General features: G+C 41.5%; 23 protein-coding genes. 3 read left to right on the top strand and 20 right to left on the bottom strand.

Going from position 1 to position 18,903, the window contains the following annotated elements; genetic code table 11:
- Nucleotides 1–53: 53 nt before the first annotated feature.
- The 6 genes from SB660_RS01495 to SB660_RS01470 form a co-directional block, all read right to left on the bottom strand.
- On the bottom strand, nucleotides 54–2,204 hold the full coding sequence (locus tag SB660_RS01495; protein ID WP_058014486.1) for a penicillin-binding protein: 2,151 nt from the start codon (nucleotides 2,202–2,204) through the stop codon (nucleotides 54–56).
- A 7-nt stretch (nucleotides 2,205–2,211) separates the two neighbouring features.
- A complete protein-coding gene (gene ftsL, locus SB660_RS01490) occupies nucleotides 2,212–2,559 on the bottom strand; it encodes a cell division protein FtsL (protein ID WP_012009864.1) in 348 nt (115 codons plus the stop codon).
- Between the two features lie 37 nt (nucleotides 2,560–2,596).
- Nucleotides 2,597–3,529 (bottom strand): 16S rRNA (cytosine(1402)-N(4))-methyltransferase RsmH, encoded by a 933-nt coding sequence (gene rsmH, locus SB660_RS01485; RefSeq protein WP_180309051.1) that lies wholly within the window; start codon nucleotides 3,527–3,529, stop codon nucleotides 2,597–2,599.
- A gap of 66 nt (nucleotides 3,530–3,595) precedes the next feature.
- Complete coding sequence (gene mraZ, locus SB660_RS01480; protein WP_003211163.1) at nucleotides 3,596–4,027, bottom strand: division/cell wall cluster transcriptional repressor MraZ; 432 nt, start codon at nucleotides 4,025–4,027, stop codon at nucleotides 3,596–3,598.
- A 128-nt stretch (nucleotides 4,028–4,155) separates the two neighbouring features.
- On the bottom strand, nucleotides 4,156–5,775 hold the full coding sequence (gene bshC / locus SB660_RS01475) for a bacillithiol biosynthesis cysteine-adding enzyme BshC (protein ID WP_339165677.1): 1,620 nt from the start codon (nucleotides 5,773–5,775) through the stop codon (nucleotides 4,156–4,158).
- Nucleotides 5,776–5,840: 65 nt separating this feature from the next.
- A complete protein-coding gene (locus SB660_RS01470; RefSeq protein WP_180309052.1) occupies nucleotides 5,841–6,740 on the bottom strand; it encodes a 2-dehydropantoate 2-reductase in 900 nt (299 codons plus the stop codon).
- A 209-nt stretch (nucleotides 6,741–6,949) separates the two neighbouring features.
- Here SB660_RS01470 and SB660_RS01465 point away from each other — a divergent pair, with 209 nt between their 5' ends.
- A complete protein-coding gene (locus SB660_RS01465) occupies nucleotides 6,950–7,429 on the top strand; it encodes an N-acetyltransferase (protein WP_003211702.1) in 480 nt (159 codons plus the stop codon).
- Nucleotides 7,430–7,475: 46 nt separating this feature from the next.
- Here the strand turns inward: SB660_RS01465 and gerR are convergent, their stop codons facing one another.
- From gerR to SB660_RS01450, 3 genes are all read right to left on the bottom strand, one after another.
- Nucleotides 7,476–8,015 carry a sporulation-specific transcriptional regulator GerR gene (gene gerR / locus SB660_RS01460; protein WP_180309053.1) on the bottom strand — a complete coding sequence of 180 codons (540 nt, stop codon included), beginning with the start codon at nucleotides 8,013–8,015 and terminating at the stop codon, nucleotides 7,476–7,478.
- 138 nt (nucleotides 8,016–8,153) lie between these two features.
- On the bottom strand, nucleotides 8,154–8,327 hold the full coding sequence (rpmF, locus tag SB660_RS01455) for a 50S ribosomal protein L32 (protein WP_008354700.1): 174 nt from the start codon (nucleotides 8,325–8,327) through the stop codon (nucleotides 8,154–8,156).
- A gap of 21 nt (nucleotides 8,328–8,348) precedes the next feature.
- Complete coding sequence (locus SB660_RS01450; protein WP_003210956.1) at nucleotides 8,349–8,867, bottom strand: YceD family protein; 519 nt, start codon at nucleotides 8,865–8,867, stop codon at nucleotides 8,349–8,351.
- Between the two features lie 206 nt (nucleotides 8,868–9,073).
- Between SB660_RS01450 and SB660_RS01445 the strand changes: the two genes are divergently transcribed.
- Nucleotides 9,074–10,318, top strand: a complete 1,245-nt coding sequence (locus tag SB660_RS01445) for a nucleotidyltransferase (RefSeq protein WP_410581039.1) — start codon at nucleotides 9,074–9,076, stop codon at nucleotides 10,316–10,318.
- A gap of 233 nt (nucleotides 10,319–10,551) precedes the next feature.
- Here the strand turns inward: SB660_RS01445 and SB660_RS01440 are convergent, their stop codons facing one another.
- Nucleotides 10,552–11,580 (bottom strand): SepM family pheromone-processing serine protease, encoded by a 1,029-nt coding sequence (locus tag SB660_RS01440; protein WP_169056461.1) that lies wholly within the window; start codon nucleotides 11,578–11,580, stop codon nucleotides 10,552–10,554.
- Between the two features lie 4 nt (nucleotides 11,581–11,584).
- Nucleotides 11,585–12,364, bottom strand: a complete 780-nt coding sequence (locus SB660_RS01435; RefSeq protein WP_058014062.1) for a patatin-like phospholipase family protein — start codon at nucleotides 12,362–12,364, stop codon at nucleotides 11,585–11,587.
- 158 nt (nucleotides 12,365–12,522) lie between these two features.
- On the opposite strand from SB660_RS01435, the gene ylbJ reads away from it, so the two are divergent.
- Nucleotides 12,523–13,731, top strand: a complete 1,209-nt coding sequence (ylbJ, locus tag SB660_RS01430) for a sporulation integral membrane protein YlbJ (protein ID WP_058014063.1) — start codon at nucleotides 12,523–12,525, stop codon at nucleotides 13,729–13,731.
- A 13-nt stretch (nucleotides 13,732–13,744) separates the two neighbouring features.
- On the opposite strand, the gene coaD is transcribed toward ylbJ, so the two are convergent.
- From coaD to SB660_RS01385, 9 genes are all read right to left on the bottom strand, one after another.
- Complete coding sequence (gene coaD / locus SB660_RS01425; RefSeq protein WP_044142001.1) at nucleotides 13,745–14,227, bottom strand: pantetheine-phosphate adenylyltransferase; 483 nt, start codon at nucleotides 14,225–14,227, stop codon at nucleotides 13,745–13,747.
- A gap of 3 nt (nucleotides 14,228–14,230) precedes the next feature.
- Nucleotides 14,231–14,788, bottom strand: coding sequence for a 16S rRNA (guanine(966)-N(2))-methyltransferase RsmD (gene rsmD / locus SB660_RS01420; protein ID WP_144462125.1), 558 nt, complete (start codon nucleotides 14,786–14,788; stop codon nucleotides 14,231–14,233).
- 310 nt (nucleotides 14,789–15,098) lie between these two features.
- Entirely contained in the window at nucleotides 15,099–15,371 is a 273-nt protein-coding gene (locus SB660_RS01415) for a YlbG family protein (protein WP_003212137.1), read from the bottom strand.
- 66 nt (nucleotides 15,372–15,437) lie between these two features.
- The gene (gene ricF / locus SB660_RS01410) at nucleotides 15,438–15,887 is read right to left on the bottom strand and encodes a regulatory iron-sulfur-containing complex subunit RicF (RefSeq protein WP_007499807.1); all 450 of its coding nucleotides are present in this window, start codon (nucleotides 15,885–15,887) and stop codon (nucleotides 15,438–15,440) included.
- A 57-nt stretch (nucleotides 15,888–15,944) separates the two neighbouring features.
- Nucleotides 15,945–16,352, bottom strand: coding sequence for a hypothetical protein (locus SB660_RS01405; RefSeq protein WP_410581034.1), 408 nt, complete (start codon nucleotides 16,350–16,352; stop codon nucleotides 15,945–15,947).
- A gap of 72 nt (nucleotides 16,353–16,424) precedes the next feature.
- Nucleotides 16,425–16,673, bottom strand: coding sequence for a YlbE-like family protein (locus SB660_RS01400; protein ID WP_058014067.1), 249 nt, complete (start codon nucleotides 16,671–16,673; stop codon nucleotides 16,425–16,427).
- 19 nt (nucleotides 16,674–16,692) lie between these two features.
- Nucleotides 16,693–17,106, bottom strand: coding sequence for a YlbD family protein (locus SB660_RS01395; protein ID WP_180309057.1), 414 nt, complete (start codon nucleotides 17,104–17,106; stop codon nucleotides 16,693–16,695).
- A gap of 108 nt (nucleotides 17,107–17,214) precedes the next feature.
- Nucleotides 17,215–18,258 carry a CAP domain-containing protein gene (locus SB660_RS01390; protein ID WP_169056457.1) on the bottom strand — a complete coding sequence of 348 codons (1,044 nt, stop codon included), beginning with the start codon at nucleotides 18,256–18,258 and terminating at the stop codon, nucleotides 17,215–17,217.
- A gap of 124 nt (nucleotides 18,259–18,382) precedes the next feature.
- Nucleotides 18,383–18,805 carry a CBS domain-containing protein gene (locus SB660_RS01385; RefSeq protein WP_044142103.1) on the bottom strand — a complete coding sequence of 141 codons (423 nt, stop codon included), beginning with the start codon at nucleotides 18,803–18,805 and terminating at the stop codon, nucleotides 18,383–18,385.
- Nucleotides 18,806–18,903 lie beyond the last annotated feature (98 nt).

Genomic DNA, 18,903 nt, shown 5'->3' with positions numbered 1-18,903 from the left:
TATTCTGCTGGAGCAAAAGAAAAAACCTAGCAAATGCTTTGCTAGGTTTAAAGTTAATTTGGGCTTTTAAATGTCACGGTAACGACTTTGTCTGAAATCTCCGCTCCACTTTTGACACTTTGTTTCACAGCATATCCTTGTCCATTTGTTTCTATATGCACACCGGCAATCGAAGCATATTGAAGAACTTCCCTTCTGGACCAGCCTGTCATATCAGGCATCTTAATGGTTTTTCCTGCTGTTTTTAAGAAGACTTTCTGGCTTTCAGAGAATTCAGAGCCCGCACTCGGCCACTGGCGTTTAATGGAGAGGCCGTCGCCGATGACAACAGGCGTTAAGTGTTTATTTTTGGCTTCTGTTTCTGCCTGCTTCACTTCTAAATCCAAGAATGAAGGCATCGTTTCTTGTTTCACTTTTTGTTCGCCTGATTTTTTATCGTCTGTTTTTGTTGGTGCAATATTTAAATATAGCAAACTATTTTTCATGACAGGGTTAAAGATTTGAGAAACCGGAGCAGACCCCGTTTCTGTTTCAGACAGCTGCGGCTGCTGAACAGCCACATAAACAAGCAGCTTCGGATCATCTTTTGGTGCCATTCCCATAAATGAAAAGACATAATCGTTTCTTCCTTGGAGGTAACCGCCGGCACCGCCAATTTGTCCCGTTCCTGTTTTCCCAGCAACGTCAAAGCCTTTGATTTGATAAGGCTGGCCTGTTCCAATTTTCGAGGAAACAACCTCACCTAAAATGTCGCGGACTTGCTTCGCTGTATCAGATGAAATCGGTTTGCCTGCTGCTGTTGGTTCATGCTGCAAAATCGTTTTGTTTGTGTTCGGGTCTGTAATATGGTCAATGACATATGGCTTCATCATCGTTCCGCCGTTTGCTATCGCTGTGGCTGCTTCGATTTGTTGAATCGGTGTGATGGCTGATGCTTGACCATAAGCTGTCGATGCTTTGTCATATTCGTATCTATAATTGATTTTGCTAGACGCTTCGTTCGGCAAGTCAATCCCCGTTTTGTCATAGAAATGGAACTTCTGCAAATATTGTTCGTAGCGTGTGAAGCCTAGCTTTTCTTTTGCCAGCTTTGCAAAGGCCACATTTGACGAGCGAAGAACCCCTTGGTGAAAGTCAATTTTCCCCCAGCCATTTCCGTTGTTGTGGTCTCGCACAAGGCCGCCGCCTACTTTATAAGTACCAGATTGATATTTTTCACTGCCTTGGTAGACTCCTTCTTGGATCGCCGCAGCGAGGGTAAAAATCTTCATCGTTGAACCTGGTTCAAACGCATATGAAATCACATCATTGTTATAATTCGTAATGTCTAGTTCATTTAAATTAAAGCTTGGCCGCTGCCCCATCGCGAGAACCTTTCCAGTTTTCGGATCAACGACTGTGGCAATGATTTTCTTCGGCTTATACTTTTTGGCAACCTGGGTCATACTTTCTTCAAGAAACGCTTGAATTTTCTGATCGATGGTCAGCGTGACATTTTTCCCGTCTTTCGGGGCGACGATGTCTTCTTTGCTATTCGGCAAAGCCCATCCGCTTCTGTCACTGTTATATGTCACATAGCCGTCTTTTTCTTTTAAAAATTTGTTCAATGCCTTCTCAAGTCCCATTGCACCCGACATGTCCTTTGTCGCTTCATTTAACCTGGCATAACCGATGAGGTTAGAAGCAAACATGCCGTTTGGATAATATCGCTTCGTGTCTTTTTCAAATGCAATCCCTGGAAGCTTTAGCTTTTCAATTTTTTCCTTCGTTGAAAAACTAATATCCTTCCCCGCTTTCCCAAACTCCACTTGGAATGCATCTTTTGTATTGAGACGCTTTAAAATTTCGCTTTCACTCATATCGATGACTTTTGAGAGCTCTTTTGCCGTCTTTTCTTTATCGACGACATGCATAGGATGCTTAGGGTCCACTGTCATTTTCTTGCTCATGACCGCAATGAGCTTATACACAGATGTATCCTCAGCGATCACATTTCCATTCCGGTCTAAAATAGATCCTCTTTTGGCTTCAAGTGTTTTCTTCGATTGATATTGTTCATTTGCCTTAGCAGCTAATACTTGTCCATCAACTGTTCCAGTAATTTGAATATAAATAAAACGTGCTAGGATGATAAAGAAAAAGAGGGCGAAGCAAATACTTGCAATTGCCGCGCCTCTGTTCATCATTTTATTCTTTTTAGGCATCGCCATGTTAATCGACCTTCTTAACATCTTTCGATATGCTTAAGCCTGCTTTTTTCGCAGCCTCAATGATTCTTTCTGGTTCACTCAGCAAGTCTTTTTCCTTTTGTAGCTCAGTGATCTTCTTCGATTCTAAAGATACTTGCTGTTCTAACTTCTGCACTTCGATATTGGCATGATAGACAGCAAAAGCTTTAGAAATGATGAGAATCGAGCTGCACATAAGAGCCATAACAAACATGACAAGTAAGATTTTTTCACCAAGGGTGATAGACCCTCTTCTTTTAATGACAACCGATTGGCCTTGCTGCTCTGTTTGATGTTGCTTCACTTCTCTTTGGTAAGCCAAATTACTCATAAGAAACCTCCTTTTTATCATCATCTATGGTGTCGTTTTACTTTTTTTCTGCAATTCGGAGCTTCGCTGAACGGGCACGGTTGTTATGTTCCAGCTCTTGTTCTGATGCAACGATCGGTTTTCTCGTGATCAGCTTGAGTTTTGGTTCAAGTCCTTCTGGAATCACTGGTAGTCCGTGCGGAAGTTCTGGAAGAGAAGACATTTCTCTAAATGTACTTTTACAAATCCGGTCTTCAAGTGAATGGAATGTAATGACAGAAATTCTCCCCTTCGGATTGAGTAACTCTATTGCTTGTTCTAGTGCTTCTTCAAATACTTTCAATTCATCATTTACGGCAATTCGGATCGCTTGAAATACTCTTTTCGCTGGATGTCCGCCAGTTCGTCTTGCAGGTGCCGGAATTCCTTCTTTGATAATGTCGACAAGCTGACCCGTTGTTTCAATTGGCGCTTTTTTTCTTGCTTCTTCAATTTTGCGTGCGATTTGCTTGCTGAACTTTTCTTCCCCATATTTGTAGAAAATCCGAACTAGATCTTCAAATGGCCATTCATTCACCACTTTTTTTGCCGACAATGCGGCTGATTGATCCATTCGCATGTCAAGAGGTGCATCATGGTGATAACTAAAGCCTCTCTCTGGTGTGTCGAGCTGAGGAGATGATACCCCAAGGTCAAAAATCAAACCGTCTACGCTCGTAATACCTTGTTCATTCAGACGTTCTTTTAAATATCGGAAGTTGCTTTTTATGAAAAGAATGTTCGCTTTAAAATCTGCGAGCTTCTCTCGTGCATGATCCAGTGCAGCATCATCTTGGTCAAATCCAATCAATGTTCCTTTTTCTGATAATTGAGATAGTAAATATGAGCTATGACCTGCTCCGCCTAGCGTGCAGTCCACATATGTACCGTCTTCTTTTACGTTTAAACCGTCAACTGTTTCTTTTAATAATACTGTCTCATGTTGAAACATGATGTTATGGTCCCACCTTTTTCAAATAGAAATGAATGTGTAGAAAGCTTGCTGCACAAGGGATTATTATATATCAAATCCAATCATGTTTTCAGCAATTTCAGCAAAAGAATCTTCTTGCTCTTCTGTATATTGTTCCCAGATCGACTTACTCCACAACTCAATTCGATTTGAAACGCCGATGACCACACATTCTTTTTCGAGTTTTGCATATTGGAGTAGGTTTGATGCGATGTTAATACGCCCCTGCTTGTCCAGATCGCATTCTACTGCGCCAGAGAAGAAGAACCGTGTAAACGCACGTGCATCTTTTTTCGTTAGCGGTAGTGCTTTGAGTTTCTCTTCGATTAATTTCCACTCACTCATAGGGTAGCCAAATAAACATTGATCAAGCCCTCTCGTCAGCACAAATTGTTCTCCGAGTCCGTCTCTAAATTTAGCAGGGATGATCATGCGCCCTTTTGTATCAATCGTATGTTGGTATTCACCCATGAACATGATAATCAGAGCCCCACTTTCTCACCCATACTCTCCACTATCCACCACTTCTCTCCACAAAACTTATTCTACACTGTTTCTACATAAAAAAAAACCCTGAACTAGTCAGGGTTCATTAAAACTTTATTTCAAAGTTTGACAATTTGTTGCTTGTTTTGAAATGAAAATGGCAGATTTTTGAACGTTTTGAAGAATTCTGGACCATATTTGTTTAAAAAGTACATGATATTCCAAATTCTTTCCTGCGGGGCATCTAGTGGTTTTAAACTATTTTCAATTCGTTCAAAGTCCCGAAGGATATATCCTTCCTTCTCTTCCACACGCTGCGCCACCTTTTGATAAACAAATTGAAGCTGGTCTTCAATAAATTTGGCATTTTTATCTAGCAGCTGCTCGAAGTTTGGTTCAATCTCCAGTGCTTCTTGTCTCATCACGCCATGAGCATTTGCTAATTCACGTTTGGCGTGTTGAACCGCTTGAACAAAGCTGTCTGGAAGACTTTGCTGAAAGTGCGCTTCTTTCTTTTCTTTTACTCCATTTGTCAGCACTTCTTCTACCGACAGTTCTCTAACTGGCAGTTTCTTGTCGATATGCCTTTCAAGAATGGTCACATGCAGCCTCGGAAGAACAGGCGCCATCTTTAATTTAAAATGCTCAAAGATTCCTTTCAGCTCTCCCCAATAGTTAACCTCACCGTGTCCTGCCATAAAGGCAAGTGTCGGGAGAAGGGTTTCCTGCATCAAGGGACGCGTCACCACATTGTTGCTAAACCGTTCTGGGTGCTCCTCCACTTCCTGCAAAAGCTCTTCCTTCGTCCATGTAAGCCCCACTTCTGATATAGAAAACCGGCCGTTCTCTTTTTCAATCAGGAAACGTTCCTCATCATATTCGTAAAACAGATTCGCCTGATTGTCACCAGCTTCAATAATCGGCTGATATCCTGCTCGTTTCATAGCAGCCTGTGATTCATTTAAGCGAGTAGTAACCGCATCATTTGTCTCGACAATGTGCTTGAATAACGCACGCTCGAGTGGTTTAACACCTAAGTCACCTGAATTAAGTAAAAGCAGTCCATCCTCTTCAAAGAGGTCACATACAATCCATTCAAAGAAATCAGTAAACGTTTGTGATTTGCGTAAACATCGAAGAAGCTGATCAAGCAAGTCATTGGTGTATGCAGATTCTTCATACGTTGAAAACACATCACGGAGCCATGTCTCGGTTTTTTCTTGATCAAGCGGGATTCTTTTCGCAGCCGCTTTTTTGACGTTATGTAATGACAGCTTTTGTTTCACTGGCCCTTTTTCGCCAGATGTGTACACAAAATTAATTTCATCTACGTCATGATCCTCACCGGCTACCCAAAAGACCGGAATCACTGGGACGCCAAGCTCTGTTTCTTTTTCTTTTGCAAACTGAATGATGGATATGATTTTATGTATGGTATAAAGCGGTCCTGTTAATAGACCAGCCTGCTGTCCTCCGACCACCATGACACTCCGTTCATCACGGATCTTTTCAATGTTCTGTCGCATCGCTGCCGATTCAAACTTTGCGTGGTATGCGCTCATATAATCCGCTAAAGCCTCGCGCGGGAAGCTCATTTCCATGAGATCGTCGTATCTCTTTTTCCATGTGTGCTCAGAATGTATATCATAATCAAAAAAAGTCGTCATTTCTTTTTTTTCTTCTATATAATCACGTATGAATAAATTCTGACTTCGGATGGAAAGTTCAGTCAATTGCATGTTTAGAACTTCCTTTCTTCAATAAATAGTTAGTTTCCCGAAAAAAGTATAGCATGTAAATGAGCTCACTCAAAAGATTTTGTTTGCTTTTTTTCCAATACTTCCAAGCTTCGATCAAAGAAAGTGAGATGTGGCGCCGCAACGCCATGAGCTTGAGCCTTTTTCAAAAGATAACCAAGGATGGCTTTTCTTTCGGTTTGGCGGCCTTTCACTATATCTTGAAGCATCGAGGACTGATTCTCAGCGGTTTTCTCACAAATAGAAACCACATAAGGCCAAAGCCGCTCTTTTTCAGACAAGCCCAAGATGGAAACTGCTTCTTCAAATGCACATTTCATCATGTGTTCATATGAGGAGTTTGCGATTAATTCCCCGTTCCTCACATGCAGCAAAGCCGTGAGCGGATTGATACAGACATTGACAAGCAGTTTTTCCTCCAGCACCTTTATCCATTCATCCGTATAGATCACCTGAAAATGAGATGATGTCTCATTCAATGCATTTTTTATATCTGCTGCTTCTTCATGCTGATATGCCCCCCACTTGATGACACCGATACCTGTATGGTTCACTTCATGATCTGACATCTTCATAGCACCGTGCTCTACCACACCTATGTATAATGAATGTCCTCTTTTCCAATTCTCCAAATCTAATAAGTGAGCCATTCCGTTCTGTAAAAATAAGATACGATGAGGAGGTAATGTCGATAGTTCACGCAGCACATCTTGCAAATGATGATATTTCACTGTCACGATGAGCAAATCAAATTCTCCTGTTATTCCTGTCTGTGCATGAACAGTCGCCTGGCATGTATCTCCTTTTCCTGTTCGCTCAATGCCGAATGCTCGAATCTCTTCTGCCTGTTCGTTTCTTCTTGTAAAGACTGTGACGTCATGATGCTGCGTTAAATAACTAGCACAAAGCAGACCAATCGCACCGCCACCAATGATTCCAATGTTCAACTTCCGCACATCCCTTTTTCGTTTACTTTATGATATCAACTATTTTAACAGGTTCATGTCGTGATGCAAAAAGCAGATGGCGCGCTATGATTGAATTTTTTTAATTTAAAAACTATAATAATAAGTGTAAAAACTTTTTGAGGCGGATGGGATGAAAACGCCTTCAATGACATCACTGTCGACATTATGTGTGTAAGGGGGAAGATCATATGGCACAAGTAAAACGACTTCTAATTAATTACAAAACTTTAGAGGAATTTAAACAATTTAAGGAATATGGCATACAAGAACTATCCATGCTTGAAGACCTTGAAAGCAATATGATTGAAAATGACAGCAACTCTCCATTTTACGGGATTTATTTTGGAGATAAGCTAGTGGCACGTATGAGTCTTTATCAAGTGGACGGCTCAACAACTACGTATTTTAACCACAACCATGATTATTTAGAGCTGTGGAAGCTGGAAGTGCTTCCTGGATATCAGCGCAAAGGGTACGGCGAAGCACTTGTTGAATTCGCTAAATCATTCGGATTGCCAATTCGGACCAATCCGCGTGTCAAATCTGCCGGTTTTTGGGATAAAATGGGCTTTGAAGCAGTCAAATATGATATGGAGCGCGATAAGGGTGAAAATCCACTTATCTGGGAGCCCGCACATATTCAAAAAAATACAGGTGAATCCGCTTAAAGGCTGATCACAAAACGCCCCTCCTTTCTCTGTGAGGGGCGTCTCTTTATTTAGCATATTCTTTTAAGCTAATATTCTGTTTGACTCTTTCAACAATACTTATGAGTGCCCGGTAATCTTCTTCTGTCATTTTTAATTGCCGCTTTAAGTGTTCATTTTCTTCTGTAAGTGACTTCAATTGATACTGTGCATCTGCCAGTTCTTCGCGTAAATGAGCGGGTCCATCAGGTTCTTTTTCAAGCTGCTCTAAAAACTGAATCACTTCTCGAAGGGTCAATTCAGCCTGGTTTGAAGAAGTCTTTTCTTCTATGGTTAACGCATGCTGTGGTAAACCAGAGGAATGAATACCTATTTTTTTACGCAATTCTTTCCGCTGTTTTTTTGCCAGCTCTATGCCTGCCTGATATTGTTTTCTAACGTATGAGTTCCACCTGAAACCACATGCTGCCGCTGTTCTTGACAATGCTTTCCCGACTTCCTCAAATGCGGAAAGCTGCGTTCCTCCATCTCGAATGTGCCTTAAAACGACTTCTGCTAAAAGTAAATCTTCATCCTGTGTCCATGCGTCCTGCCTTGTAATCGTCAATTGATCATCCCCCCTGAATCTGAATACCACATCATATGCGCCTACTAGAGTAGATAGACTATTTGCAGGGGAGAAACCTAAAAAATAGACAAATAAAAAAACGTAAGGGAAGGTTCCCTCACGTTTTTTTATCAAGCATTAGTTGCTTTTTACGTCTTTGCCTTTGTATGTTCCGCAAGATTTGCAGACACGATGAGAAATTTTCATTTCACCGCATTCTGGGCAAGCTACCATACCAGGTACTTGTAGTTTGAAATGCGTACGACGCAATCTTTTTTTCATTTTAGAAGTTCTTCTAAAAGGTACAGCCATTATTCCCACCTCCTTAAAGAGTTAAGATTCATTATTTTCTTCTAAGAGCTTCTTCAAGCCTTCCAGACGCGGATCAATTCGGTTTTGATGTGCATCTTCCGAAATGACTGCCCAGTCATTCCCTTCTTGTGGTGCAGCACCTTTTACGTCAGTTTGGTCGCAAAAGATTTGCATCGGCACTTCAAGAAGAATTTCTTCCTTGACTAAAGGCGTTAAGTCGATGATGTCGTCTTCTACAATAGAAACGTCTTCATCTTCTATGTCGTCTGTCTTATGAAGTACAAATAGTTCTTTCGTTGAAATCGCAAATGGATAATTTACATCAACAAGCGTTCTTGAACAAGGCAATGTCATTTCACCTGTGATGGTTAAATCAAATGCGACTTGCTTTGATTCGATCACTCCAGTCCCTTTCACCTCTACCGGTGAAATGCGACGTATATCTGAATGAAGGCTAGTAAGTTCATTTAAGTCAACCGTCTCATGAAAATCGAAGCTGTTTTTAGCTTTTTGATGTAACTGATAAACTGTCCATTTCAATTGTATCACCTCTAAGAGCAACAAACATGATTATAGCTTTCATCATGTTATTTGTCAATATTTTTTCTTTACAGTCCTTTGTGATGCCAGAGCGTTGTTTGACATCAGTTCTCGGAATGCCTACACTGAAAAAAATGGGCTTCATTTTTCCCTTATGCTACTGTAGCATAGACCATTTAACCATAGCAAGAAAGGCGGAACATCTATTGAAAGCAACAGGAGTCGTTGTCGAGTATAATCCATTTCATTATGGACATGCCTATCATGTTCGTCAGGCGAAAACACATACCTCCTCAGATGTTGCCATTGCCGTTATGAGCGGTTCCTTCCTTCAGCGCGGTGAGCCTGCCATCGTCTCAAAATGGGCGCGGACAAAAATGGCACTGCAAAACGGTGTAGACATTGTGTGTGAGCTTCCATACATATACGCAGTGCAAAAGGCAGAAACCTTTGCAAACGGTGCTGTGGCGATTCTAGATGCTTTAAAATGCCGCTCCCTTTTTTTCGGCAGCGAGGATGGTGACATCAAAGCATTTGAGCGAACAGCTCGTGCTTGGCATGAAAAAAAAGAAGAAATTGACTTTTTCACAAAAGAAAAGGTGAAAGAAGGCCTTAGTTATCCAGCAGCTGCTGTTGCTGCGTTTCAAGAGGTGATTGATCCTAAGCACTTACTGGATCTGTCTCGGCCCAATAACATTTTAGGTTTCCATTATGTCAAAGCCATCATGGAGCGATCCCCTCACATGCAGCCCTTTACCTCTCAAAGGATTTCATCTGGTTATCATGATGAAGAACTACCTGAAAATCAGAAAATCGCAAGTGCAACAAGTATACGAAAAGCCTTAAAAGATTATGGTGCATTTGAAACAGTCGCCCCTTATCTCCCAGATGCTACGCTCAAGCAATTACATGACTATCATTCTTCATATGGTCTTCTACATACACAAGAAGCCTACTTTAGCTTCTTAAAACACGTCTTTCACACAATGGATACGGCAGAACTAGAAAGCATCTATGAAATTGAAGAAGGCATCGAACACCGCATGCAAAAGGCGATTACACATGCGTCCTCCTACGAGGAATATCTATCACTTGTGAAAACAAAACGCTATACGTGGACAAGGCTACAGCGGATGAATACACATCTCTTAATGAGGGTGAAAAAGAATGCCATGCATGAGCTGCTGAAAGAGAAAAAAGCACCTTATATTCGGTTACTTGGTATGTCAAAGAAAGGGCAGCAATACTTATCCCTTGTGAAAAAAGAATTGGACGTGCCGCTCGTCAGTAAACTGTCTGCCTTTTCACATCCCGCTCTTGATCTTGATATACGCGCATCCCGCGTTTTCAGCCTGCCCGTTAGTGAACCAATGCAAACGAACTTAACGGAAGCGGAATTTAAAACCTCACCGATCCGATATGATGAAGAGACTGGTCTCTTCCAGTCTTAGCAAAAAGAGCAGCCTTTACGAAGGCTGCTCCATATCGTTGACAGAGGGCTAAAATGATCTTTATTTTAGCCCTTTGTCTTCTTTTCAGCATGATAGAAAACCTTTGAAGTCTAGGAAGGACAAGTACCGGAGCGAATTTGACATTCGCGAGCACCGGCACGCAGTCCTGACAAAGAATACAAGGGTTTGTCTACATGCTGAGAGCAGCCTTTATGAAGGCTGCTCTTTTTTAATTAAGATGCTTTCTCTTTTAATTTGTTTAAATAGTTCAGCGCATCTTGCATTGTATCTACAGGCACAATTTTCATATCACTTTTAATATCTTTTGCTGTTTTGACAGCATTTCGGTAGTCTGAGTTTGGATCACCTTTATCGTTCGGTGCAAAGAATATATCTTTTCCGGCTTTATCTGCCGCCACGACCTTTTGATCGATTCCGCCAATTGGACCGACCGTTCCATCGGCATCAATCGTTCCCGTCCCTGCAATCGCGTAGCCATGTGTTTCGTCTTCTTTTGTCAGCTGGTTATAAATTTCAAGTGACATCATAAGACCCGCTGACGGTCCGCCGATATTTTCAATATCCACCTTAATGGACGGTGAGACTTTCACATTTCGGTCTGTAAATAATGATACGCCAATTCCAACTCGATTCGGCTCTTCTTTAAATGGTTTTAACGTCACTTTCTCCGTGATGTCTTTGCCATTTCGTTCAAGGATAAAACGGACAGGTGTACCTGCTTTTTTGCTGCTGATATACGAAACCATTTTATCAGCAGAATCATAGGTTTTGCCATCAACGCTTTTGATTCGGTCGCCCACTTCAATTTTGCCGTAAGCAGGCATTCCTTTCATCACGTAGCTTGCATATACGCCGTTAAACGTATAATCTACTTTTTTTCCTGCTTTTGTATATGCTGCAATCATGGCATTTTCTTGAGAGCTTTTCATCAGCTGAAGCTGCCTTTTCATATAATCTTGATCCGACTCCCCGTCCGCTTTAATGTTTTCTTCTGGGACGATTTCGTCATATTTATTCATTTTCGCAAGCAAATACGTATACGGATTGGCTGGACCTACTTTAATTGTCATAAGAGAGAAGCTTCCCTTCTCGTCATATCCGCCGTCTACTTGAATGTGGGGGGCAATCTCGGTTGCATCACCCGGCTTTGTCACGTAATATGGCAGTTTGACAAAGGTTAAGCCACATAATACAAGGATAACGACAAAAAAGCTGAGCCAGCGAATATTCAATTTTTTCATTCGATTAACACTCCCATTTATCAATGACATCTTTCAGTTTACCTGTTAGTTGATCTGCGGCGAGCTCACCTGCTTCAATCATCTCCTGCACCTGTGTGAACGCACTCGAGCTAAATGTTTCAAGCCTCGGCCGGATCATGACATCAGCGTGAATGGTTTGATGACGGACCAATTCATTTTGAAGGATGTCCAAACTTTGCATAATGACATCCGATAATCTCGTCGCCTTTTCTGTTTTTTTCACCCTTGATACATCAGAGGCGATAATGAGGTCTGCACCCATATCTTTTAAAACAGACACAGGAATGCGGTCCACAACCGCTCCATCCACTAGCTGTCTGCCGCCCATTTCATGAGGAACAAACACGCCCGGAATGCTGATGCTTGCTCTCACTGCTTGTGAGACAGACCCTTTTTTAAACACGACCTTCTCCCCTGTCTCGAGGTCACAGGCAACCACCGCAAGGGGCATTCTTAATTCTTCGAATTTTTTCCCATATGTAAAAGTGTGAATCAGCTGCAAAATTCGATGTCCTTTTAAAAGACCGATTTTTGGCAGTGTATAGTCAGCATAATACTTTCTTCTGAAGACAAGTGCAAGTTTTTTCATTTTTTCTACGTCTTGTCCTGCCGCATAAAAGCTCCCAACAAGTGCGCCAATACTGCTGCCAGCGATCATATCTACCTGAATACCTTGTTTCTCAAGACTAGATAAAACGCCGATATGTGCCATTCCCCTCGCACCCCCAGAGCCTAACGCAAGCCCGATGACTGGTCGCTTCATGAAAATCCACCCTCCTCTTTTCTATGCATATATACGAATCTATTGGTCTAAACATGCCCCTTCTGCTCGTATAGTAATAGAAGACAGGCTCGGCTAGTTTCTTTCTTTTTTGATCACGAGCTCGCCAATAGATCATAACGGCAAGGGGCGAAATCTCCATGAAAAAATGGAACACTCTGTTCATCGCTGCTTTTTTTATCTTTTTAACAGCCACTGTGATTACACATCCACAAGCCTCTTTGCAAGCATCTAAAAATGGACTTGCAATGTGGTGGGAGGTTGTATTTCCATCATTGCTTCCTTTTTTTATTTTGTCCGAGCTATTAATTAGTTTCGGGATTGTCAGATTTGTCGGGGTATTATTAGAGCCATTTATGCGTCCCATCTTTCGAGTGCCTGGTGTAGGCGGGTTTGTCCTAGCGATGGGAATGGCATCAGGCTTTCCTTCTGGTGCGAAATTGACCACAAGACTCAGACAGGAAGGACAACTGACACAAATCGAAGCAGAGCGCCTCGTTTCTTTTACAAATTCATCGAACCCATTGTTTATTTTTGGTGCGGTGGCTGTTGGTTTTTTTCATCATCCAGCTTTAGGAATTGTTTTGGCCTGCGCACATTATTTAGGGAATCTCGCTGTTGGTGTGACGATGCGGGGATATAAAGCGCGGCAAGATGCACATCTGAGAAGCGGTAAGCGATTTTTATTCCCACCGTTTCAAGAGGCATTCAGTGCTCTTCATACAGCAAGACTCGCAGAGAAAAGACCGCTCGGCCAAATTTTAAGTGATGCGGTCATGTCATCAGTCCAAACACTCTTTATGATTGGCGGCTTTATTATCTTATTTTCTGTTTTTAGCAAAATGTTATCAGTTGTTCATGTGACGGACCTCTTATCCATAGGGATCGGATATATGCTGCAAACGATGCATCTTCCGCCAGAATTAGATCTTGCGATGATTGCTGGTTTATTTGAAATCACGTTAGGAAGTCAGCTGACAGGGTCACAGGAAGTCACCCTTCTTGCTAAAACAATTGTCGTCAGCTTTATATTAGGATTCAGCGGGTTTTCTGTTCAAGCTCAGGTCGCCGGCATTCTGGCGGCAACAGATATACGCTTTAAACCGTTCTTCTTCGCTCGTTTGCTCCACGGGATTTATGCAGCTATTTTTGCCTTTTTATTGTTCAAGCCTCTTTATGTCTCTCGATCTGACATGGCTCTTCCAGCAGGTGCCTTTGAAGCAAGTCAGCAGGTCGTCATGTACAGCAGTGTGCTTTGGAATCAGCTTGTGACAGCTGGCCCTTTGATCACGCTATGCAGCTTGATCTTGTATACGGCGCTATACTATCAGAAATTAAAAAAAGGATGAGTGCACGGTACACTCATCCTTTAAATTTTTCTATCAGCGCTTCTTCTACCTCTTTTGGCACAAGGTCTTTGACTGAACCATCATATTTAGCTACTTCTTTGACAATGCTTGAGCTTAAGAAGGAATATTGATTGTTGGTCATCATGAAAAATGTTTCAATGTCATCGTTTAACACTTTATTCATTGATGTGCCTTGCATTTCATATTCAAAGTCTGTCACAGCTCTTAATCCGCGTAAAATGACTTTGGCTTCTTTTTGTTTCGCATAATCAACAAGCAGACCGTGAAAGGATTCAACTTTGATATTTGGCAGATCCTTCGTCGCTTGGCGAATAAGCTCACACCGTTCTTCAACGGTAAATAACGGTTTCTTGGATGAGTTATTTAGTACACATACATACACTTCATCAAAGATCTTTGCACCTCTTTTGATGATATCCAAATGGCCCAATGTGACTGGATCGAAGCTACCCGGACAAACGGCTATGTTCCCCATGCTTTAATTTCCCCGCTTTCTATAGATCGTAATACCAGTCAACCCGTACAGTTCCTGTCTTGATATGTAAAGCTGTCCAGCTTCCTCTGGCAGTGTGACGTCCTTATCATGCTCACACACGATCACTCCGTCATCTGTTAATAAGGCATGCTCGTCAATCATGTCAAGAAGTGCCTTCAGCTGTTGATCTTTATAAGGCGGATCAAGAAAGATCGCTTGAAAGGATTCCTCTCGTTTCACAACGGCAGCGAGTGCACGCTTTGCCTCATTTCGAAACACTTCACTTTGATCAATCAGCTCCAATTGATTGAGGTTTCCTTTTATCGTTTGAATCGCCTTCATATCTCGATCAACGAATATGCAGTGATCGAATCCTCTAGAAAGCGCTTCAATCCCTAAACCACCGCTTCCCGCAAATAAATCAAGCGCCCATCCGCCATCAAAATACGGACCGATCATATTAAATATCGATTCTTTCACTTTATCTGTCGTCGGTCTTGTTGATTGACCTGGTACCGCTTTAAGTGTGCGGCCTTTTCTCGTTCCAGAGATGACTCTCATTTTTCCACCACTTTTTCTGCTTGCTTCTATTGGTTATTGAGTATGACAAAAAATCCAACATTATCTTACCACAACACTCCGCAATGGACAATGTGCGGACTTTCATTCATTTTCTATGTATAGATCAAGGAAAGCGGGGTCATACTACTTATAACAGCATCTGATGTGGTGCTGTTGCCAACCGCGGAGAAGACTTACGTTTCCCCATAAGTTCTTCCTCCGGTTTCTCCTCTCCCTTTGCCTTCTCCTTAATGAATCATTAAGAATAGAAGGACCCCGCGGGTGATGCCGCGGGGGTTTTTTTGTGTCTTTAAAAGCCCACTTTATAATCATACTCTTTTGCTTTGTCCAATTTGGATTCGTACTCTAGTTTAATAAAAGGTTTATATGAAGGTTCAACACGCTTCACAAATGGCAATGAGCTGAGCTTAGCCATATGGCGCTCGAGATCATTCATATCACAATAGATCACTGCATATTTCATTTTCCTTGAAATATAGTGAACATTTCCAAATTTTCTTAGCGCCTTTGACTGCTTTAACGAATGCAGCCAAACGACCATCCCTTGACGTTTGGTTTCCATCTTTTCACCTGCCGCTTTTTCAATTCTTTTCAGTTATTATGTAAAAGACGAGACATTCAAGTCTCGTCAAGATACTTTACAGCCACAGCTGCCACCAGATCCACAGCCACCGCCGCATGATGATAGACCATCAAAATATGGGTTCCCTGTTGGAACTTTGATATATGCTGATACAGCTTGACCGATTTCAATACTAATCTCATCTAAGATGGATTGAATCGCTGTTTCTGCTTTTTTGAAATCAACCACTGTATCGTGAAGATCTAACTTTCTTTTGACCTCACGCATTTCCTTTGAGATCGTTCTATAGTCCGGATGGTATTTGCCGAACCGCTGCACATCCTCATATTGCTCTTTTACTTTTGTAAAATGGGCAATAATTTGTTGGGCTTCTTCGTCTTGCTGGAGACGCTTAAAGCAGTTGCGGTAATGTTCAGCCTCCTCCGACTGAAGAATCATGGCAGCCAATTGATTTGCTTCCTCTTGGAGCTCCACAGATTCGATTGTCGCATACATAAATGTTGCACCTCCAATTCATAGTTTACCACGAAACCTATGGATCAGAAAATGCTTTTACGTCACAAATACATCCCATGTCTCTCTTTTATGCCTATATTCTGGATGACGAGAATTGAGCACAACGGTGATTTTATGTTTTCCTTTTGAAAGATGCTTGACCACAAATGCAGCAGTACACTCATTGCCAGCACGTTTTCCGTCTACATACACTGTAAAATATCCCGCCTTCTCATCTTTTTTTAGTCGCTTAGACTCAAGATGAAAATCTTGAAGTGTACTTTCTATATAGACTGAAGACCCCTGCACTTTGTATTTAAAAAAGCCTTGCTGCTTCATTTCACTTTCGGCTTGCTGCATCACTGGTACAGCTGGATCTTGCTTCGTGATTTGCTTCTCTTCATGTTGACTTTGACACCCGGTGGCAAGAAAAAGCAATGCGCACATTGACAGCATCCATTTCATCATCTGATTCTCCTTTCATCTACTTTTATAGGATGCTCAGGAAATAGACATCTTAATCAACTCAAAAAAGCCTCACCCGGCTCCATTTTGATTGCGCATTGCTTGGAACATTTGAATCATCATTTCAGCCATTTGGACACTGTTACTCAACTGACTCACACGATGAGGAATGGTTTTTTCGTAAAAATTCATTTTATCTAATTCAAAGGACGATAGCTTATCAGGATGTCGAGTCAGCTGTCTGTACCAGAGAGGACGCTGTCTGATGAATTTGATTCGTTCCTCTTCGGCCATGACAAACTCCTGTACTTCTTTCCGCACCAAAAGCATCCCCTTTCAATTAATCTTTCCTGAAGGAGAATGGGTGCTGACTGCCTCCAGATGAACCTTTCTTCGAGCCATTTGATGAAAATTGTCCGAGTAAGCTTTGTAAAGAGGAAATAGACTGGCTCATTTTGTTGATTTGTTCATTCATTTGATCAGCGTCCATTTTTTTCACTGCAGAAACCATTTTAGACATAAAATCTGCTTTTCCCGATTCACTTGGCTTTGAGGCTTTTTCTTCTTTCATGTCCTCAGATTGCGTTTGCCGGTAAGGAGACCACATCTCATCTTCCTCACCAAACATGACCCAATTTTCGTATACACTTTGCCAGCTTTTTTCTTGCGTTTGCACTTCTTGAATTAACTTCGGATGGCGTCTGACGAATTGTTTAAATTCATCAATGGATGTTTGTTTTTGCTTGTTTGTCATATCCTCACCCCCCATACAAATGCCTACTATACTATATACACCAGCAGTTATTTTGGTGAGCCCCTTTTTGAAGCAAAAAAACAGCTGCGATGATGCAGCTGTTTTCGTTTAAGATGTTTTTTTGATGAAGTTTTGGGTGTAGTATTTTTCTTTCACACCGACGCCAAGGTGTGAGTAATCTTTATTTAATAACGCCTTTCTATGACCTTCACTATTGAGCCAGCCTTCTACCGCTGCAGGTCCATCTACATAATTATAGGCAATGTTTTCACCTGCGAGTTGAAATGCCACCTCGCCTCTTTCTAATCGGTCTTTCAGCGTACCGTACTTTTTAGATTCATGGGAGAAATAATGATTCTCTTTCATGTCCTCACTATGCATGAATGCCACTTCAGAGGTTTCATCATCCCACTTTAAGGTCGGCAGTTTGTACTTATGACGAATAATATTGGTCATATCAAAAATTTGTTTTTGACTGGAAGCTTCGATCTCTTTCCATTTTTCACCCGATATTGCTTCTGGTTCTATCAATTCACCACGATAGACGACTTCGTATGGCTTTTGTTTCACAAATGTATCCGCGTTAAACGCCCTGATACTTGAAAGGGTGCTTTCAAACTTATCCATGTAAAGCTGAACATATACATCATCGTCCACTTTCACGGTGGGCCTTGTATTCATATCATCTTCTGAGAATTCAAAGCGGTATGAATTTTGTTCATCCTCTACATGAATGTAAGGTGCAATTTGTGTTTTTTTAAATACCTTACTTGTGGCTTGACCGATTTTAAATGGTTCAACATTGAGTCCGTCTCCTGTTGCAAACAATGTCACCACTTTACTATCCTTTACCCCTACTTGAATATAGTGCTTCTTCGATTGATTGTATATCCACCAGTCATAATCATATGCGGAAGGATCAATGCGATCTGGTTCTCCCAGCTGTTTAAGCACTTCGTTTGAAGATTTTCCCATAAAGGACATGAGCCCCTTTTTCGGGATATTGATCGGCTTATCGCTAGATGTTTCTTCATTAGACACCTTCGGTTCATTGCTGTTTTCTTTTTCTGGTGAAGATCCATATTGAATAAACAGAACGTACGTTCCAGATATAATCAGGAGGATGAGGAGTGTTTTGAGCACAGTTTTCAAATAAACACCTCCGTTAAATTGGCAAGGTACAAAAAAAGTACCTTCTACTGTCATTTAAACAAAACTCGCTTCATTTATCAACGACAATACAGCCTATTTAACACGAATTTAAAATATGCCCCTCTTAATGAAGAAATCCTTGCCCATGATCTTGATCCTGTTGAGAGATTTCTGTCAGTGCATCTCCTGCGCGATCATTCGATAAATCTTCGACGGATAAATCTCCAAGAGCGACAATCCCTGTTAATGCACCGTTTTTCACAACAGGAATGCGGCGGAGCTGGTGCTCTGACATCAGCCGGACAATTTCTTCAAGCGTTGCATCTTCTTCTGCTGTCAGTACTTCCTTCGTCATCAACGAGCCTACTTCCTGTGAGTTTGGCTTTTTTTCTGCAATACCTCTGAGTACAAGGTCACGGTCTGTCACGATACCAACGAGCTGATCTCCGTTAACCACCGGAATGGCCCCAATGTCTGCGTCTCTCATTTTGACTGCCGCTTCATACGTATTGTCATCTTGCTGACATGTCACTACTTTTTTTGTCATAATATCTTTGATTTTTTTCGTTTTCACGTTGATTCCTCCATCTGTTATTTTCTTTATTACTGTAACCAGGTTATAAAAGAACATACCCTTCACAGTTG

This window comes from Bacillus sp. SIMBA_005, assembly GCF_046535585.1.
Lineage (GTDB): Bacteria > Bacillota > Bacilli > Bacillales > Bacillaceae > Bacillus > Bacillus pumilus.
This window is presented reverse-complemented; position numbering and strand designations above follow the sequence as displayed.

Excerpts from the sequence above, each read along its gene's own strand:
- SB660_RS01435 (WP_058014062.1), bottom strand. The coding sequence starts at position 12,364 with ATGAAGCGACCAGTCATCGGGCTTGCGTTAGGCTCTGGGGGTGCGAGG.
- ricF (WP_007499807.1), bottom strand. The coding sequence starts at position 15,887 with ATGTATGCGACAATCGAATCTGTGGAGCTCCAAGAGGAAGCAAATCAA.
- rpmF (WP_008354700.1), bottom strand. The coding sequence starts at position 8,327 with ATGGCTGTACCTTTTAGAAGAACTTCTAAAATGAAAAAAAGATTGCGT.
- SB660_RS01415 (WP_003212137.1), bottom strand. The coding sequence starts at position 15,371 with ATGGAAACCAAACGTCAAGGGATGGTCGTTTGGCTGCATTCGTTAAAG.
- coaD (WP_044142001.1), bottom strand. The coding sequence starts at position 14,227 with ATGGGGAACATAGCCGTTTGTCCGGGTAGCTTCGATCCAGTCACATTG.
- mraZ (WP_003211163.1), bottom strand. The coding sequence starts at position 4,027 with ATGTTCATGGGTGAATACCAACATACGATTGATACAAAAGGGCGCATG.
- SB660_RS01405 (WP_410581034.1), bottom strand. The coding sequence starts at position 16,352 with ATGAAATGGATGCTGTCAATGTGCGCATTGCTTTTTCTTGCCACCGGG.
- rsmD (WP_144462125.1), bottom strand. The coding sequence starts at position 14,788 with ATGAGAGTCATCTCTGGAACGAGAAAAGGCCGCACACTTAAAGCGGTA.
- SB660_RS01495 (WP_058014486.1), bottom strand. The coding sequence starts at position 2,204 with ATGCCTAAAAAGAATAAAATGATGAACAGAGGCGCGGCAATTGCAAGT.
- SB660_RS01395 (WP_180309057.1), bottom strand. The coding sequence starts at position 17,106 with ATGACAAACAAGCAAAAACAAACATCCATTGATGAATTTAAACAATTC.
- ylbJ (WP_058014063.1), top strand. The coding sequence starts at position 12,523 with ATGAAAAAATGGAACACTCTGTTCATCGCTGCTTTTTTTATCTTTTTA.
- SB660_RS01385 (WP_044142103.1), bottom strand. The coding sequence starts at position 18,805 with ATGACAAAAAAAGTAGTGACATGTCAGCAAGATGACAATACGTATGAA.
- SB660_RS01465 (WP_003211702.1), top strand. The coding sequence starts at position 6,950 with ATGGCACAAGTAAAACGACTTCTAATTAATTACAAAACTTTAGAGGAA.
- ftsL (WP_012009864.1), bottom strand. The coding sequence starts at position 2,559 with ATGAGTAATTTGGCTTACCAAAGAGAAGTGAAGCAACATCAAACAGAG.
- rsmH (WP_180309051.1), bottom strand. The coding sequence starts at position 3,529 with ATGTTTCAACATGAGACAGTATTATTAAAAGAAACAGTTGACGGTTTA.
- bshC (WP_339165677.1), bottom strand. The coding sequence starts at position 5,775 with ATGCAATTGACTGAACTTTCCATCCGAAGTCAGAATTTATTCATACGT.
- SB660_RS01440 (WP_169056461.1), bottom strand. The coding sequence starts at position 11,580 with ATGAAAAAATTGAATATTCGCTGGCTCAGCTTTTTTGTCGTTATCCTT.